We start from the raw sequence: 15,997 nt of genomic DNA on the forward strand, positions 1-15,997 counted from the left end.
TGCCGCCGCACTCCGCCTCACCCCGCCTCTCCCGTCCTCGACTCGGCCGTCGTGGTGCGGCGTCGGCCGGCGTGGGCCTGGAGGAGGGACGTGGCGAGGGCCAGGACGAGGAGGGCGGCCGAGGGGAGCAGGAGGGAGGCCGGGTCGGGCTGGAGGTGGACGGGAGTGGTGGGGGTGGGACCTGAGGCGAGGGGGAGGGCGAGCGGGGTGAGGTCGGTGCCGGGGCCGAGCAGGCGGAGGGTTGCGGCGCCGGTGAGGGTGCCGCCGAGGGCGGCGAGCAGGGCCTGGGGGAGGGCTTCGAGGACGAGCAGCCGGCGGCCCTGGGACGGGGGGAGGCCGAGGGCGCGGAGGCCGGTGAGCAGGCGGGCGCGTTCCGGGGCGGTCTGGAGGAGGGACAGGAACAGCGCCAGCAGCGCGAAGCCGGCGCCGGCGGCGACGCTCGCGGTGTAGAGGCGTTCCGCGCCTTGCTGGAGGGGGGAGTCGGCGAGCAGCGCACGGGTGGTGGTGCGCAGGGTGAGGCGGGTGGGGAGGGAGGCGGGGGTGTGGGCCCGGAGGGTGGCGCGGAGGGCGGTGACATCGAGGGAGTGGCCGGCGAGGAGGACGAGGGAGGGGGCGGTGGCGGGGTCGGCGTAGGTGTCGGGGTGGAGCCGGGCCACGCTGCGGGCGTCGACCACGACGAAGTCGCCGCCGGGCTGGGCGGGCGTGTCCCGGCGTACCACGGCCGGGCGGACGACGAGTTGGCCGAACTCCGGTTGCAGCACCATCGGGGCGTTGCCGAAACGGGTGCGGACGCCGGGGGAGACGAGGGCCGGGAGGGGCTCGTCGCCGCCGGGGTCGGCCAGCGCGGTGGCGTCGAAGGCGCCCAGGCCGGTGGCGCGGGCGAGCCGGGCGTAGGCGTCGGCGTCGGCGATGACGAGGTAGAGGGGCGGGCCGTTGTCGTCGGCGGGTTGGGTGCTCAGGCGCAGCGGGACGGCGTCCCGGACGCCAGGGACGGTGGCCAGGGACGACAACAGGCGCGCGGGGAGCGGCGCGGCGGCGGTGAGGCGGGCGTCCGCGCCGACCGCGGTCAGCGCCGCGCGGTCGCGGGCGTCGGCGACCCCGGCGAGCACCGAACCGCCGAACGACGCGGTGGTCAGCGCCACGAGGAGGGCGAGCAGCGGCAGTCCGGCGGCGGGGGCGCGGCCGGCCCGGGCCAGGGCCAGGAAGCCGGACAGTCCCCGGGCGCGGGCGGCGGGCCGGGCCGCCAGCCGCAGCGGCAGCGGGTACAGCCGCATCAGCAGCAGCGCCGCGATCACCGCGACCAGCACGGGGGCCGCGCTGACCAGGGCGTCCACGCCGCCGGAGCCGGTGCCGCGGCGGCGCAGGGCCAGGACGGCGGCCACCGACAGGGCCAGCACGGTGAGTTCGGCGATCGTGCGGCGTCGGGAGGGCCGGCCGCCGACCAGGTCCGCGCGGACCGCGGGGCGGGTCGTGCGGTGTGCGGCGGCGGCCCGCAGGGGCAGCGCGAGGGTGCCGAGCAGTCCCACGCCGGCCGCGGCGAGCAGGGACGGCAGGAGGCGTTCACCGGGGACGAGGAGGACGGCGAGGGCGCAGCCGACGGCGGCGCCGGGCAGCGCCACCGCGGCGGTCTCCGCCGTCAGCCGGCCGAACAGTCCGGGCAGCGAGGCGCCCCGGGCCCGCAGCAGCGCCAGTTCGCGGTGGCGGCGGGCGGCCGCCAGGGCGCCGGTCATGAGGACGACGACGCCTGCGACGGTGCCGATGCCGCACGCGGCCACCGCGACGACCGGCGCGACCGCGTCCCGGGACCGCCCGAAACCGTCCAACAGGCCGTCCAGCGCGCTGTCCGCCAGCCCGCCGGAGCCCACCACCGCGCGCAGCCGGACCAGCCCGGGGCCGTGTTGGAGGGACCGCACCCGGTCCTGGAGCAGGGGGGCCTGACCGGCGGTCAGCGTGCTGGTGTCCACCGGGTAGCGCCAGAACCGCTCCGGCTCCCCCGCGGTGGACAGCAGCGCCGGCCCGTCCTCCGGGGCGAGCAGCAGCGCGGCGCGCCACCGCTTCGTCGGCGGGGTGCCGCCGGTGCTCAGGGCGGCGTTCGCCAGGAGCGGGTCGAGCGCCCAGTACGGCCCCTCGGGTGCGTGCGGGGCGAGGAGCCCGGAGATCCGCAACGTCAGCCCGCCGAGGCGGAGTCGGCCCCCCGGGTGCAGGTGGAGGGCGCGGGCGGTGGCGACGGTGACCGCCGCTTCCCGGGCGGACGAGCCGACCGGTGCGGGGCGCGGGAGGCGGCCCCGGGTGACGGTGGCGTGCCGGGCCAGGTCGGCGACCGCGTACAGGGAGAAGGCGGGATCGACGCCGTCGGGGCGGGGCAGGCCGGGGTCGGCGGAGGTCAGCGGGGTGGTGGTGCGGACGCCGCGGACCGCGTCGGCGGGGGAGAGCCGCAAGGGCGCGGCGGCGGTCAACCGGCCCCGGATCGCCGCGTCCTGGTGTGTCAGCGTGTCCGGGGCGTAGTGGGCGGGGGCGGTGTCGTGGCGGCTCGCGGTGATCTCCACCATCCGCTGGTCGGGGCGGACGTCGCCCAGTGCCGCCCGGACGCCCCGGGTCTCGTAGGCGTCCACGCCGCGCGGGAAGGCCGCCGCGAGGAACGCGGTGACCAGTATCAGCGCGCCCAGCGCCAGCACGGCCGTCGGCGACTCCCCCGCCCGCAGCGGACGGGGAGCCGAGGGGAGGGCGGCGCGCAGCCGGGCCGGCAGCCCGCCGGGCGTCGTGCGTGCCTTCGGTGTCGTCATCGCACCCCCGCCTGCTCGGTCATCTCAGCGCTCCCCCTGGCCGCGCAGGGCCCGTACCGGGTCGCCGCGGCGCAGCCCGACGGCCGCGACGACCAGCAGCGGGACCGCCGCCACCGCCGCGAGCAGCCCGCCGACCTGGCCGGCCGGCAGCGCCACCAGCACCGGCGGCACCGGGCGGCCCGCCTGCTGGGTCAGCACCACCAGGGGGACCACCGCCCGCGTCAGCACCGTCCCCAGGGCCGTGCCGACGGCCAGCGCCAGCACGATCAGGACGCCCTGCTCGGCGGCGATCATCCGGGCCAGTTGCGGACGGGGCGCGCCCAGGGCCCGCAGGACGGCGAACTCCCGGGCCCGTTCGCGGACCGAGCCGGCCGCGCCGACCGCGAAACCGGTCGCCGCCAGTGCCACCGCGACCGCCGCCGCGGCGGCCAGCGCGGTCCGCGGGCCGCGGCCCAGCGGGTCGTCGTGCAGCTCCCGGGCGATCTCGTCGCGGACCAGCACCTGGCCGGGTTCGAGGTCGGGGCGGGCCCGCAGCGCCGCGACCACCGTCGCGGTGGCGCCGGGCCGGGGGCGCAGCCACCACTCGGCGGCGTCCAGCGGGCCGGCGCCCAGATCGGACAGCGCCTCGTTGACCGCGCCGAAGTCGACCAGCAGCCCGCCGGAGCCGACCGGTTCGTCCGCCGGACCCGGCAGCGCGCGCACGGCCCGGACGATCCTGGCCTTCAGCGCCTGCCCGTTGACGGTGACGTCGACGACCGCGCCGACCCGGGAGCCGCCGGCGCGCAGGAACGCGTCGGTGGCGACGGCCGCCAGCGGCGGGCGCGCGGGGTGCGCGGCGGTGATCCGCACCGTGGTGACCGCGGCGGTCCACTCGTCCTGGCGGGCGCCGCTGTCGTAGGTCTGCGCCAGCAGCCCGCCGTCGGGCACCTCGGCGCGGCCGGCCCGGGGGCCGCCGGGGGTGCCGGCGGAGGCGCTCCGGTCGGTGATCCGGCCCGTCCAGGCCAGGCCCCGCGGGGCGGTGAGGCGGTGCGCGGTGCCGTCGGTGGTGACCGCCCGCGCGGCGTCCACGGTGAGCCGTTGGCGGTGCGGGACCGGCGGCTGGTCCACGACGAGGAGGAGGCCGGTCAGCCGCAGCGGTCCGGTCGGCCGGACCGGCGGGGCGCCGGCCGCCGCGGCGAGGTCGGCGGTGCCGGTGTGCGGATGGCCGTCGGCCGGGAAGGTGCCGAGCGGGAGGGTGTGCGGGCTGCCGTGTGCGTCGGTGACGAGGACGGAGACGGTGGCGGGGACGGGGCCGGTGTCCGGTCCGGCGGGGCGGGGGCCGCTGCCGTCGGGCGGGGGGTGCGGGGGAGCTGGCAGGGTCCGCAGCGAGGTCAGGGTGAGGGTGAGGTGCAACCGTGCAGTGTCCGCGGGGATGTCGATGCCCGGCGGGGTGCCGGCCGGGGGCGCCGCCGCCCGCAGCAGGTCCGCCGAGGCGCGGCGGGCGGCCGGCCCGTCGGCGGGGCCGCCCAGCAGGTCGCCGCGGACCCGCAGCGCCCCCACCGCCCGGCGGGTGTCCAGGGCCAGCAGCGAACCGGCACGGCCGTCCGGCAGGTCCAGGGCGGAGTACCCGACGGGCAGCGCCGCGGCCACCCCGGGGACGGCCGCATAGCCGTCGCCCTGCCCCAACTGCGGTGTCCGACCGTCCAGTACGCGCACCGGGCCGGCCGCCCGGAAGTCCGCCTGGTCGTCCTGCGAGCGGTCCCACGAGGCGCGCTGCCCGATCGCCAGCATGCCCAGCGCGGTGGCCAGCACCAGCAGCAGCACCGGCCCGGTGCCGTGCAGCCGGCGGCGGCTGAGCTGCCAGCCGGCCAGTGCCGCGGCCAGTCCCCGGCCGCGGGCCGCGGCCCGTTCGGCGAGCCCGGCGACCGGCGGCAGCAGGCGCAGCGTCAGCACCGTGCCGGCGAGCAGGGCCAGCGCCGGCGCGGCCACCAGCACTGGGTCGATGCCCAGCGTGCCGTCGCCGTCCTCGGTCAGCACCCCGCCGCCGTCGCCGGTCCGCCGCCACAGCTGCCAGTACGCCACCCCGGCGACCACCAGGGGCGCCAGGTCGGCGCCGGCCCGGAGTGCGCGGGGCCGGCTCCGCCCCTGTACGGCCGGGTCGTCCGCGCCGGACCGCAGCACGGCCGGCGCGGCCACCGCGACGGCGCAGCCCAACGCCACCAGCGCACCGGTCAGCCAGGTGGCGGCGGTGCGGGCGGCTTCCAGGGGCAGTTCGCCACCGCCCGCCAGCAGTCGCAGCAGCGGGCCGGCCAGCAGCGGGGCGGCGACCGCGGCCGGCAGCGCCAGCAACAGCGCCTCGGCCAGGGCCAGTCCGGCGAGCCGCCGCCGGGAGGCGCCGCGGGCGCGCAGCACGATCCGCTCGTCGGTCCGCTCGGCGCTCAGCAGCTGCCCCACCAGCAGCAGCGCGTACCCGGCCAGCAGCAGGAGCTGGAGCGCGACGATCAGCACGGTGGACCGGTTCACCAGCAGTGACCGCCGTAACGTCCCCAGCGCGTCCGGGAGTTCGGTGCCGGCGGTGGCCCGGCCGTGGAACGCCGGGTCGGCGGTCAGTGCCCGGACGGCGGACCGCGCGGCGGCGGCCAGCGCGGGCAGCCGGTCCGCGGTCAGGGTGCGGAAGTCGGCGGTGGCCAGCCAGGCCACCGAGTCCTGCGTCAGCGGCCCGCCGGTCCCGAACGCCCCCGGCCCGGTGAGCAGCGGCCCGTACGTGGTGAAGCCGAGGGCGCGCACCCCGCGCCCGCCGAGCTCGTCGAGCTTCCAGTACGGGTCGGTGCGGTCCTTGGGGCGGTAGACGCCGGTGACCTCGATGGCGAGGTGGGTGGGGCCGGACAACCGGTTGTCGAGGGTGAGGCGGCGGCCGGGACGGAGACCGAGCCCGGTGGCGGCGGTCTCCGGCAGCGCCACCGGGACCCGGCCGTGCGCCGCCGCACCGGGCCAGCGGCCGGCGGTGAGCTCGACCCGGTCGCGGTCGAGGAGCGCGAGGTGGGTGAGGTCGGGCTCGTCGCCGTCCGTCGCGTCCGCGGTCCGCTCGGCGGCGCCCGTCGGCCGGTGGGTGCGGGGCAGCGCGTACGGGCCGGAGCGGGCCAGGGTGCGGACGGTGAACGGCAGTCCGGCGAAGGCGCGCCGGGCGCCCCGTTCGACCGCCCGGTCGGCGGACTGCCGCCCGGAGGCCGGGAGTTGGGCCTTGACCTGGAGGGCGGCGGCGGGCGCACTCGGGGTCTCCCCTGCTCGAACGGAGTCGGCGGCTCGGGGAGTTGTCCGCAGGGCCGCTCGCAGCCCGGCGTCGCCGACCGCGTCGGAGAAGGCGGAGAGGGTGGCCAGCACGGTGGCGGTCAGCAGCACCGAGAGCAGGGCGGCGGCCAGCAGCGCGCGGTGTGCGCGTACCCGCAGCACGATGAAGCCGGACACGGATCCCCCCGGAGCGGCTCGGGCCCCCGGCAGGGGTGCACCGGCGGCTCTCGACGCCCGAAAACGCGACGTATCCGAATGGGTGATCGGATGTTGTGGATGTTCTCAGAGGGCGGGGTGCCGGGTGGGCGGTTCGCGGGTGGTCTTGACCGGATCGTGACAGGGACGCGGGGATTCCGGCCGGTGTGACCGTTCTCTCACCCGGCGGTGTTGATCATCGACGCCGCCGCGTACGTGAGGTAGTTCCACAACTGCGTCCGGTGGTCCTCGGCCAGCCCGAGGGAGTCCACGGCGTCCCGCATGTGCCGCAGCCAGGCGTCGTGCGCGGCCCGGTCGACGGTGAACGGGGCGTGCCGCATCCGCAGCCGGGGGTGGCCGCGGTTCTCGCTGTAGGTGCGGGGGCCGCCCCAGTACTGCATGAGGAACAGGACGAGGCGCTCCTCGGCCGGTCCCAGATCCTCCTCCGGGTACATCGGCCGCAGCAGCGGGTCCTCGGCGACCCCCTCGTAGAAGCGGCGCACCAGGCGGCGGAAGGTGTCCTCGCCGCCGACCTGCTCGTAGAAGGTCTGCTCCTGAAGCGTGCCGTGCGGAATGTTGTTCACCGGTCCATGGTGGCAGACGCCCCGACCGAGGACCGGGGACTTAGGACGTCCGGCGCCCACACGCGACTCCGGGGCGTGATCGGTCGATCGCGCCCCGGAGTTGGCGGGTCGGCGTCGTGTGGTCAGCCGCGGCGGATGGTCAGCGTCGTCCAGGCGCCGACGTGCACCCGGTCGCCCTCGTGGAGCGGCACCGGGACGTACGGCTGGATCGGCTCCTCGGCGAGGTTGACCGTCGTGCCGTTGGTGGAGTTCTGGTCCACCACCGCCCAGCTGCCGTCCTGCTGCTGGACGAGCAGGGCGTGCTGGTGCGAGACGCCCGGGTCCTCCGGGGTCCGGCCCAGGTCGACGTCCGGGGACTCACCGGTGCTGTTCCGGCGGCGACCCACCGAGACCTGGCCGCCCGCGAGCGGCAGCACCTGCTCGGGGGAGTACGAGGGCAGGTTGAGCCCCGCGGCCTCCGGGCCGCTGCGGCTCATCATCGCCATGAAGTACTCGCGGTCCGGCGCGATGGCCACCACCCAGCCGTCGCCGATCACCGGCGGCGGGCCCTGTGGCGGCGCCATCGGAGCCGGGCCGGGGGCGCCGCCCCACTGGCCGTCGGGTCCCGGCTGGGGCTGCTGCTGCGGCGGGAACGGGGCCGGCTGCTGCTGCTCGTACGGCGCGGGCGGCTGCTGCTCGTACGGCGCCGGCTGCTCGAACGGGGCCTGCGGGCCGGGTCCGGGCTGCGGGGGCGCCATCGGCGGGGCGGCGTGCGCCGCGTGCGGCTGGTTCGGCGGGGTCAACGTCCAGTCGTCGGCGCCCTGTTGCGGGGGCGGCGGCGGACCGGGCTGGCCGGCCGGGCCGGGGGCGGGCATGCCGGGCGGCGGACCGGGCTGGCCCGGGAAGCCGCCGGGGACGGGCGCCCCGGGCGGCGGGCCCGGCTGCTGCTGCGGCGGCGGGGCCTGCGGCGGTGGGAAGCCGTAACCGCCCTGGCCGCCCTGGAGACCGGGGCCGGGCGCGGGGGCGCCGGGGCCGGGTGCCGGCGGGGGGAAGCCGTAGCCGCCCTGCGGCGGCTGGCCGCCGGGGCCGGGCGCGGGCGCACCGGGCGGCGGGGCGAACGACGCCGGCGAGTGGGTGAGGAAGTTGTACTGGCACTCCGCGCAGAACGGCGCCATGCCCTCGCGCGGCGTGCGGCACTGCGGGCAGAACTCCGTGGACTGCTCGGGGCCGGGCGCCGGAGCCGGGGCGACGGGCGGCGGGGTGCCCTGCGGCGGGGTGCCGGGGCCGGCCATGGGGGCGCCGGGGCCGGGTGCCGGCGGGGGGAAGCCGTAACCGCCCTGCGGCGGCTGGCCGGCCGGGCCGGGGGCGGGCGCACCGGGACCACCGGGGCCGGGCGCGGGCGGCGGGAAGCCGTAGCCCTCCTGGCCGCCCTGCATACGGGGGCCGGGTGCGGGCGCGGCGGGGCCGCCGAAGCCGGGCGGCGGGCCGGGGGCGGGCATGCCGGGGGGCGGACCGGGCTGGCCCGCCGGCGGCGGACCGGGCATGCCGGGCGGCGGACCCGCGGGACCGGTCGGCTCGGCGGGCGGCGGCGCGTTGAGGAATCCGGCGGGCAGAGAGGGTGGCGGGGGAACGGCACCCGCCATGCGCTGGCCGCACACCTCGCACCAGTCTTCGGCCGCCGACTGGTGGCCGCTCGGGCAGGTCGGCATGTCGGTTCTTCCCCCTCCGTACCGTTTCTTCCGGGTGGTACTGATCAGTGGTGATCGTGCTCGTTCATTGCGGTTTCTGCGGGCGATGAGTGGGTGTCCGGCGCCGTCCGGGAGCTCTCCCGTTCGACCTCGGGCGCCTTCGCCGCCTGTCGCACAGTACCGGTCGCGGTATCGACGTCGCCCACCACCTTCGCAAGGAGTTTCGCAGTGTCCTCGCTCCCGGGGCCGCCGGCCAGCCGCGCCGCACGGCGCAGTTCGCGCACGGCGCGGGTGGCATCTCCCCACTTGGCCGCATCCAGTCCCCGCTGGATGACTTGCGCCAGTTCGGACCGACCTGTGTGGTGCGCCACCTGTGGATCGATCCGTACCGCGGCGGCCGGATCGTCCGTCCACACGGCCCGGACCAGACCCTGCGCCACGACCCGCGGCGCGGCGCCGTCCGGTGCGGGCAGCAGCACGGAGAGCCGGGCGGCCAGCATCTCCCGGCCGAGCCCGGGGTCCGGGACACGCAGGAAGAGGTGGTAGTCGCGGGACTCGTCGCCCCAGGGACCGGTCGGGTAGTCGCCCGAGCGCGGCCCCGACGCCCTGCGCCGGCCGGTCAGGTCCTCGGGGGCGGGCGCCACTTGCCGCAGGAACCCCACCTCGGCGCCCAGCGGGGTCCGCACCCGCAGTACGACCCCGGCGTCCGGCTCGAGGGCGTCGGCCGGCCCGTGCTCCGGCCCCGCCACCCCCGAGACCGCCGCCTCCGGTCGCGGCACCGGGCGCCCACCGGTCGAACCGCCGCCGGTCGCGGTGACCGTGACGACGGCGTGCAACGCCTGCCCGCCCTCGGGGAGGCAGGGGTTGTGGTGCACCTCGGCGGTGAAGTGCGGCACCCGCGACTTGGCGAAGTTGGCCATGGGTTACGTCCGCTCCTTGCGGCTGCCGCCGGCCGCCGGCCGGGCTCGCCCCCCCCGGGCGAACGACGGGACTTCATGGACAGACCCCAGGGCCCGTCCGACGGGCCCGGGTTCGGGCGGACCCTAGGCCGATCCTGCCCCTTCCCCGGGCGTGGGGAACCGCACCACCGCGACCGTTACGTTGTCGTGCCCGCCGCCGTCCAGGGCGTGGTCGACCAGCACCCGCGCGGCGTTCAGCGGCCGGACCGGCGCGTCCAGGGGCAGCACCGCGGCCATCGACCCGGCCGTCTCGGCGTAGTTCCACAGCCCGTCGGTGCACACCACCACCGTCCCCGGCCCGTCCGGCCGGAACGCCGCGACGTGCGGTTCGACCTCGTACGCGTCGGCGCCGAGCCAGCCGGTGATGGCGTGCGCCCGCTCGTCGGCGTTGGCCTCGGCCTCCGTCATGAGGTTGTTGGCGACCATCTGGGCGGCCCAGGAGTCGTCCTCGGTGAGCCGGACCGGCGGTGCGGTGCGGTCGTCGGGGATCCAGTACGCCCGGCTGTCGCCGACCCAGCCGATGGTCAGCAGCCCGCCGCCGACCAGCGCGCCGACGATCGTGCAGGCCGGGGCGTTCTGCTGGCGGAACTCGTCGTGCGCTATCGAGGGGTCGACGGCCAGCGCGTCGACCGCCGCCGAGGCCGCCAGCACCGCGTCGTGCATGGCCTGCTGCGGGTGCGTGCCGCGCGGCAGCGCCATCCGCAGCGCCCCGGTGGCCCTTTCGGCGGCGGCCTTGGAGGCGTCGTCCGGGCGGGTCGCCGAGGAGACCCCGTCGCAGACCACCGCGATCACCGCGGGCGCGCCGTCCGTCAGCACGGTGTCGCCCAGCGCGAAGAAGTCCTCGTTGCGGTGGTGCCGGTGGCCGCGGTCGCTGACCGCCGCGACGCCCGGCAACTCCCGCTCCAGGTGGTCGCGTTGGCGCTCGGGCGGGTCCTCCGGAGCGGTTCCGGTTTCCCCCGCTACGGTCGCCGAACCCGACTCGGCGGCCCCGTCTTCGGCCGTTCCGTTTGATGGCTCGGCGGCCTCTCCGGGCGCCGGCGCGTCCGCCGTGGCGGCGTCCGTCGCGGTGTCCGCCGCCGGCTCCGCTTCGGCTCCCGCCAGGGCCTCTTCCCGGGCCGTCGGTGAAACCTCCGCTTCGGCCCGCGGCCCGGTGCCGGCGGCGGCGTCGGCGACCGCCTCGTAGCCGACCACCCGCGGGTCGGCGGGCCGGCCGCCGGCAGCGGGCGCGGTCGGCGCCGTCGCGTCCCCGATCGGGAGGCGGGTCGTGGGGTCGGGCGGCGGCGGACCCACCTGCGCCGCCGGTCCCGCCGCGAACGCCGCCGCCGGCGGTGCCCCGTATCCCGCCGGCACGCCGAAACCGCCCGACGTCAGGGGATCGGCGCCGCACCGCCCGCAGTAGTTGTCCCCCGCGTCGAGCGGCTCACCGCAGCTCCGGCAGCGGGACGGCCCAGTCACACCCATGTCACACCCATGTCCTGGGGCGGAAGCGGTTGGCCCGCTCCACCAGCTCGATCCTTTCCTCGCCACGCTGCGCCAGCCGCGCCAACAGACGGTACGACCGCTCCAGCCCGAACCGCAGCCCGCGCTCGTCCAGCGGACTGCCGAGGAGCGCCGGCCCGGCGGCACCGTCCGGCGCCCCGTCACCCGGGGCACCGGCCCCGGGCCCGTCGCCGTGGCTCCCGGAGAGTACCCAGTCCAGGGCACTGCCCAGTACTTCGGTGGCGAGGACTTCCCGACGCCGGTCGTCCAGACCGAAGTCGGCCAGCGCCTCGACCTGTTGGGCCGCGGCCCGCAGATCCGGCAGCAGCGGCTCCCGGGGCGAGCGCTGCCGCAGCCGGGCCCGGACCGCCGCGATCCGCGCCGCCGTGTAGTGGATGGACGCCTCCGGGACGGACTCCAGGGCCGCCACCGCACCCGCCCGGTCACCGGCCGCCAGCCGCACCCGGGCCAGCCCGAACGCGGCACTCACATAGCTCCGGTCTGTCGCCCATACGAGGCGGTAGTACTCCGCCGCGTTGTCCAACTGCCCCAGCAACTCGGCGCTGATGCCCAGCGCCAGCTTCGGCGCCGGCTCGCCCGGGAAGGCGTCGTAGACCGCGTCGAAGGCCAGCGCGGCGCCCTCCCGGTCGCCGGTCGCCAGTGCCGCCAGCCCCCGGTGCCACACCACCCGCCAGTCCCCGGACCCGGACCCGGCCCCGACCCCGTCCACGTCGTGTTTCCCGTCGGCGCCCCACGGGCCCTCGGCCCACCCTGCCGGGGAACCCGGCCCGTCGCCCTCGAAGGCCAGCGCGTCCCCGCCCAGTTCCAGTTGGGCGCGCAGGGTCCGCAGCCGGACCTCCGGCGAGTCGGTGGGCGCCGCCCGCAGCGCGGCCAGCAGCTCCGCCGGGGTCGCGGCGTGCAGACCCGCCAGGAAACCGGCATGGGGGTCGTCCGGATCCGTCCGCGGCACCGGCAGCGCCAGCGCCGCCCCGGCCACGTCCAGGGGCCGCAGCTCCGGGCCGCCGCCCAGCCGCGCCGGCTCCTCCGCGACCCGTTCGGCGCGCCGCCGACCGGGCCGCCGGCCGCCCAGCAGCGAACTGTCGCCGGCCGGCGGCGGCACCGGCTCCGTGCCCACCACCCGCAGCTCCGGCCCGAACAAGGTGGACAGCGCCGGCCGCGGCTCGCCCGTCCGCAGCGCCACCACCTCCCGCAGCACCCCCGTCAGCTGCTCGGCCATCTCCTCCGCGGAACCGAAACGCCGTCCCGGATCCGGATCGGTGGCCCGCACCAGCAGCCGGTAGAAGGACTCGTGCGCGCGAAACACCTCGATGTGGTCCGGGTCCGGCAGGGAGTCCGCGAAGACATTGGTGTAGCCCTGGAAGTCGAAGGTGAGGACGGCGAGGGTGCGGGCGACGGTGTACAGGTCGGAGGCGACCGACGGGCCCACCTCGCCGACCTCGGGCGCCTGATAGCCGATCGTGCCGTAGATGGGGCTCTCGTGGTCGTCCGCCCGCCGCACCGCGCCCAGGTCGATCAGCTTGAGCCGGTCGTGCTGCTGGAGGGCGTTGTCGACCTTGAAGTCGCAGTAGAGCAACTGCCGGCCGTGCAGATGGCCGAGCGCCTCCAGCGCCTCGATGCCGTACGCGCACGCCTGCTCCACCGGCATCGGATCGCGGCGCCCCTGCGACGTGCGCCGCTCGTTGGCGAGGTCCTTCAGGGAGATGCCGTCCACGTACTCCATGACGATGTAGCCGTCCCGGCTGCCCGTCGCGCGGTCCAGATGCTCCACGAAGTTGTAGATCCGCACGATGTTGGGGTGCTCGATCGCGGCGAGGAACCGCCGCTCGGACACCGCCGCCGCCAGCGCCTCCTCGTCACCGGTGTCCAGCAGGCCCTTGAGCACCACCCACCGGTCGTCGACCGCCCGGTCCCGCGCCAGATAGATCCAGCCCAGCCCGCCGTGGGCCAGACACCCCACGACCTCGTACTGGCCGTGCACCAGCTCCCCGGACCGCAACTTCGGTACGAAGCTGTACGGATGGCCGCACTTGGTGCAGAAGCCCTCCGCCGTGCCCGGCCGGCCGTCCCGGCCCCGCCCCACCGGCGCCCCGCACTCGCCCCGGCTGCAGAACCGCTTCCGCTCCGGCACCTCCGGATGCGCCAGCACCGCCGCCCGCGGATCGCGCCGCGGCACCTGCTCCACCGCCACCAGCCCGGCGCCCAACCGCCCCCGCGACGCCCCGGAACCACCGCCCGACCCCGAGGCCGGGCGGCCACTGCCCCGCCCGCTGCCGCGCACCACCACCGGCGTCCGGTCGGCCGACCCGCTCCCGGCCCGGCCACCCGGCCGCTGCGCGGGGACATGCGTCCCGACCGTCCGCCGCCCGCGGGCACCGCTCGGCGGCGGCGCGGCGACCGTCGCCCCACCGGCCTCCACCCGCTGCGTCAGCACCGTCGCGGTCGCCGACAGCAGCCCCTCGGCGGACACCACCGGCGCCAGCCCGCACACGTCGCAGTACAGCTCCCCGTCGCCGACGTCCTCATAGCGCCCGGCGCACTCCCGACGCTGGCACCGCCCCCCGTCGCGCTCCGTCACGGCTCCCCCCTGCCGTCCCGCGGCTCCGGAACCACAGCCTCCGCCGCCGCCTCCTGATAGCGCCACACCGCCTGCTCCGCCGCCCGCAGATCGCACGGCGCGCTCCACAACATCCGCCGCGCGACGTCGTACCGCTCCATCAGCAGCGGATCCCCCGCCAGACCGTGCCGCGCCAACCGCGCCCGGTACGCGTCCAGCCGGCCGCGCAGCTCGGCCCGCACCGCCAGCGGCGCGGTCACCGCCGTCAACGACTCCCGGGCCCGCTGGAGTTCGTCCTCCGCCCGCTCCTCCAGACTGTCCAGCAGTGGCGACAACCGGTGCCACTGCGCCCGCCGGCGGTACTCGGCGGCCGCCGCCAACTGCTCGTGCAGCACCGTCGACGGGCCACTGACCGCCGGCACCTCCGACGCGGCGATCTTCGCCAGCACCTCCCCGCGCGCCTGCCGCGCCTCGGTCAACGTACGGTCCGCCCGCGACAGCACGTCACGCAGCAGCATCAACCGCCGCTCCGCGTCCTGCCGGACGTCCAGCACCGCCGCCACCTCACGCCGGATGTCCTCCAACGCACGCGCCGCCCGGTCGTAACGGGCGGTGTCCGGACGGCCCCCGCCCGGCGCCGCGCTCCCCGCCCCCGACGACACCCAGAACGCCAGCGGATCCGCGATCACCCGCGCCCGCAACCGCGCCAGCTCCTCGGTGATCCGCTCCAGATCGTCACCCGCCGGATGCTCGCCCGGACGCACCCCCACCGAATGCGCCAACGACCGCGTCCGCTGCAACTCCTCCGCCAGCAGGTCTATCCGGGCCGGCAGCGCCGACCACACCGCGTCCGCCGCCACGATGACGTCCAACGACCGCGCGTACAGCCCGTTCAACCGGCCGACCAACTCCTCCAGGCCGATCCTCGCGCCGGCTCTCAGCCCGTCGCCCGCCGCGGCCGGCACCGTCACCGCACCGTCGCGCAACAGCGCCGACAGCTCCGCCAGATCCTCCGCGGACGGCCAGCGCCGCCGCCCCCGCAGCTCCCGCGCGGCCGTCAGCACCTCCGTATAGGCGTCGAACAACGCCCACAGCACCGCAAGGGACCGCTCCGTCTCGGCCCAGCGCTCCTTGGTGACGCCCGACAGGTCGGCGCCCTCCAGGAGCCGACGGCCGGCGTGGTCCTGCAACGCGAGCAGCGACGTCTCGATCGCCTCGTACTCGGCGCCGAGCCGCGCCAGCGCGCGGTCCACCTCCTCCCGGTCCAGCACCGGGGCATCGGGCCTCCCCGCCGAGCCGGGGAAGGGTCCAGGGACCCCCATCGATCACCTCTCCAATACGCGTACCGTGCACCGCGGTTGGTGCGCGTGGCCTCGCTCGCCGCCCCTCCGGCTCCCTACCCCCGCTGCAGCCCCTCCATAGTGACCCCATCCGGCGCCCGGTGGGGCCGCCGAGCGCCGCCGGACCACCCTCAGTCGCCGTACTGCGGCTCCGGCGGCCCCGATATACCGGGCAGATCGGCCTGCAACCACTTCCGGTACGCCCGCATCCACGGGCTGTCCTCCCCGCCGCTGCGGTAGTCGTCCAGGACCTTGTTGACCCGGCGCACCAGATCCGGATCGTCCTTGTTCATCGCCACGCCGTACGACTCGTCGGTGAACGGCGCGCCCTTCAACTCCACCGTCGGGTCCTGCGCCGCCTGCGCCGCCGCCAGCGCACTGTCGGTGACCACCGCGTCCGCCTCGCCCAACTGGAGCCGCACCAGACAGTCCAGCTGATTCGGCGCGGTCAGCACCCGCGCGCCGTGGCTGCGCCGCGCCAGCTCCGTCTCGCCCGTCGAACCGGCCGCGGTGCACACCCGCTTGCCCCGCAACGAGTCGTCGAACGCCGTGATCGTCGACCGCTTCGGGGCCAGCACCTGCTGCCCCGCCTGGAAGTACGCCGTGGAGAACGCCACCTGCTCCTTGCGCGCGCAGTTGATCGTCATCGTCCGCACCACCATGTCCACCGTGCGCTGCCGGACCGCGGGGATCCGCTGATTGGTCGGCACCGCCTGGAAGACGACCTTGGCGTCCGGCCCCAGGATGTCCGTGGCGATCGCCCGCGCCAGGTCGATGTCGAAACCCTCCAACCGGCCGGTGTCCCGGTCGCGGTACCCCCACCGATAGGTGTTCTGGTCCACCCCGACGACCAGTTGGCCCTTCTGCTTGATCCGCTCCACCGCGGGCCCGTCGGCCGGCGACGGCCGCAGGCTCTCCGCCGCGCTGGCCGGCGTGCACCGCGCCGCGGCCGGCGACGCGGGCGCGGTGCCCGGCCCGTACGCCCGGTGCGTCGCCACCGGACCCGGGGCCTCCGGGCGCACGCCGTGGCCCAGCGCGGGCACCAGCACCGTCGCGGTCGCCGCCATCACGGCCATGCCCGCCGCCACCGGCGCCAGGACCGCCCGCAGATTCCGCAGCCCCCGCCCGCGCGTCCCCATCTCCCCTGA

9 protein-coding genes are annotated in these 15,997 nt (G+C 77.3%); all 9 read right to left on the reverse strand.

From position 1 onward, the window contains the following. Positions 1–17 precede the first annotated feature (17 nt). The 9 genes from SNOUR_RS25835 to SNOUR_RS25880 all read right to left on the reverse strand — a co-directional run bounded on the left by SNOUR_RS25835 (position 18) and on the right by SNOUR_RS25880 (position 15,988). Positions 18–2,783 carry an FtsX-like permease family protein gene (locus tag SNOUR_RS25835; RefSeq protein WP_067351492.1) on the reverse strand — a complete coding sequence of 922 codons (2,766 nt, stop codon included), beginning with the start codon at positions 2,781–2,783 and terminating at the stop codon, positions 18–20. Between the two features lie 24 nt (positions 2,784–2,807). Next, complete coding sequence (locus SNOUR_RS25840) at positions 2,808–6,227, reverse strand: ABC transporter permease (protein WP_067351495.1); 3,420 nt, start codon at positions 6,225–6,227, stop codon at positions 2,808–2,810. A 197-nt stretch (positions 6,228–6,424) separates the two neighbouring features. Next, entirely contained in the window at positions 6,425–6,829 is a 405-nt protein-coding gene (locus SNOUR_RS25845) for a globin (protein ID WP_067351498.1), read from the reverse strand. Positions 6,830–6,951: 122 nt separating this feature from the next. Further along, a complete protein-coding gene (locus tag SNOUR_RS25850; protein WP_067351499.1) occupies positions 6,952–8,517 on the reverse strand; it encodes an FHA domain-containing protein in 1,566 nt (521 codons plus the stop codon). 44 nt (positions 8,518–8,561) lie between these two features. Then, entirely contained in the window at positions 8,562–9,416 is an 855-nt protein-coding gene (locus SNOUR_RS25855) for a hypothetical protein (protein ID WP_067351502.1), read from the reverse strand. A 123-nt stretch (positions 9,417–9,539) separates the two neighbouring features. Beyond that, complete coding sequence (locus SNOUR_RS25860; RefSeq protein ID WP_067351504.1) at positions 9,540–10,916, reverse strand: PP2C family protein-serine/threonine phosphatase; 1,377 nt, start codon at positions 10,914–10,916, stop codon at positions 9,540–9,542. 1 nt (position 10,917) lies between these two features. Then, complete coding sequence (locus SNOUR_RS25865; protein WP_079142884.1) at positions 10,918–13,530, reverse strand: serine/threonine-protein kinase; 2,613 nt, start codon at positions 13,528–13,530, stop codon at positions 10,918–10,920. Next, entirely contained in the window at positions 13,527–14,831 is a 1,305-nt protein-coding gene (locus tag SNOUR_RS25875; RefSeq protein WP_067351512.1) for a hypothetical protein, read from the reverse strand. The genes SNOUR_RS25865 and SNOUR_RS25875 overlap by 4 nt, the downstream gene beginning before the upstream one ends. Before the next feature lie 149 nt (positions 14,832–14,980). After that, positions 14,981–15,988, reverse strand: coding sequence for a glutamate ABC transporter substrate-binding protein (locus tag SNOUR_RS25880; protein ID WP_067351514.1), 1,008 nt, complete (start codon positions 15,986–15,988; stop codon positions 14,981–14,983). Positions 15,989–15,997: the final 9 nt, after the last annotated feature.

Source organism: Streptomyces noursei ATCC 11455 (genome assembly GCF_001704275.1).
GTDB lineage: Bacteria > Actinomycetota > Actinomycetes > Streptomycetales > Streptomycetaceae > Streptomyces > Streptomyces noursei.

Coding starts and splice junctions, on each gene's coding strand:
- SNOUR_RS25835 (WP_067351492.1), bottom strand. CDS start 2,783: ATGACGACACCGAAGGCACGCACGACGCCCGGCGGGCTGCCGGCCCGG.
- SNOUR_RS25850 (WP_067351499.1), bottom strand. CDS start 8,517: ATGCCGACCTGCCCGAGCGGCCACCAGTCGGCGGCCGAAGACTGGTGC.
- SNOUR_RS25855 (WP_067351502.1), bottom strand. CDS start 9,416: ATGGCCAACTTCGCCAAGTCGCGGGTGCCGCACTTCACCGCCGAGGTG.
- SNOUR_RS25860 (WP_067351504.1), bottom strand. CDS start 10,916: ATGGGTGTGACTGGGCCGTCCCGCTGCCGGAGCTGCGGTGAGCCGCTC.
- SNOUR_RS25875 (WP_067351512.1), bottom strand. CDS start 14,831: ATGGGGGTCCCTGGACCCTTCCCCGGCTCGGCGGGGAGGCCCGATGCC.
- SNOUR_RS25880 (WP_067351514.1), bottom strand. CDS start 15,988: ATGGGGACGCGCGGGCGGGGGCTGCGGAATCTGCGGGCGGTCCTGGCG.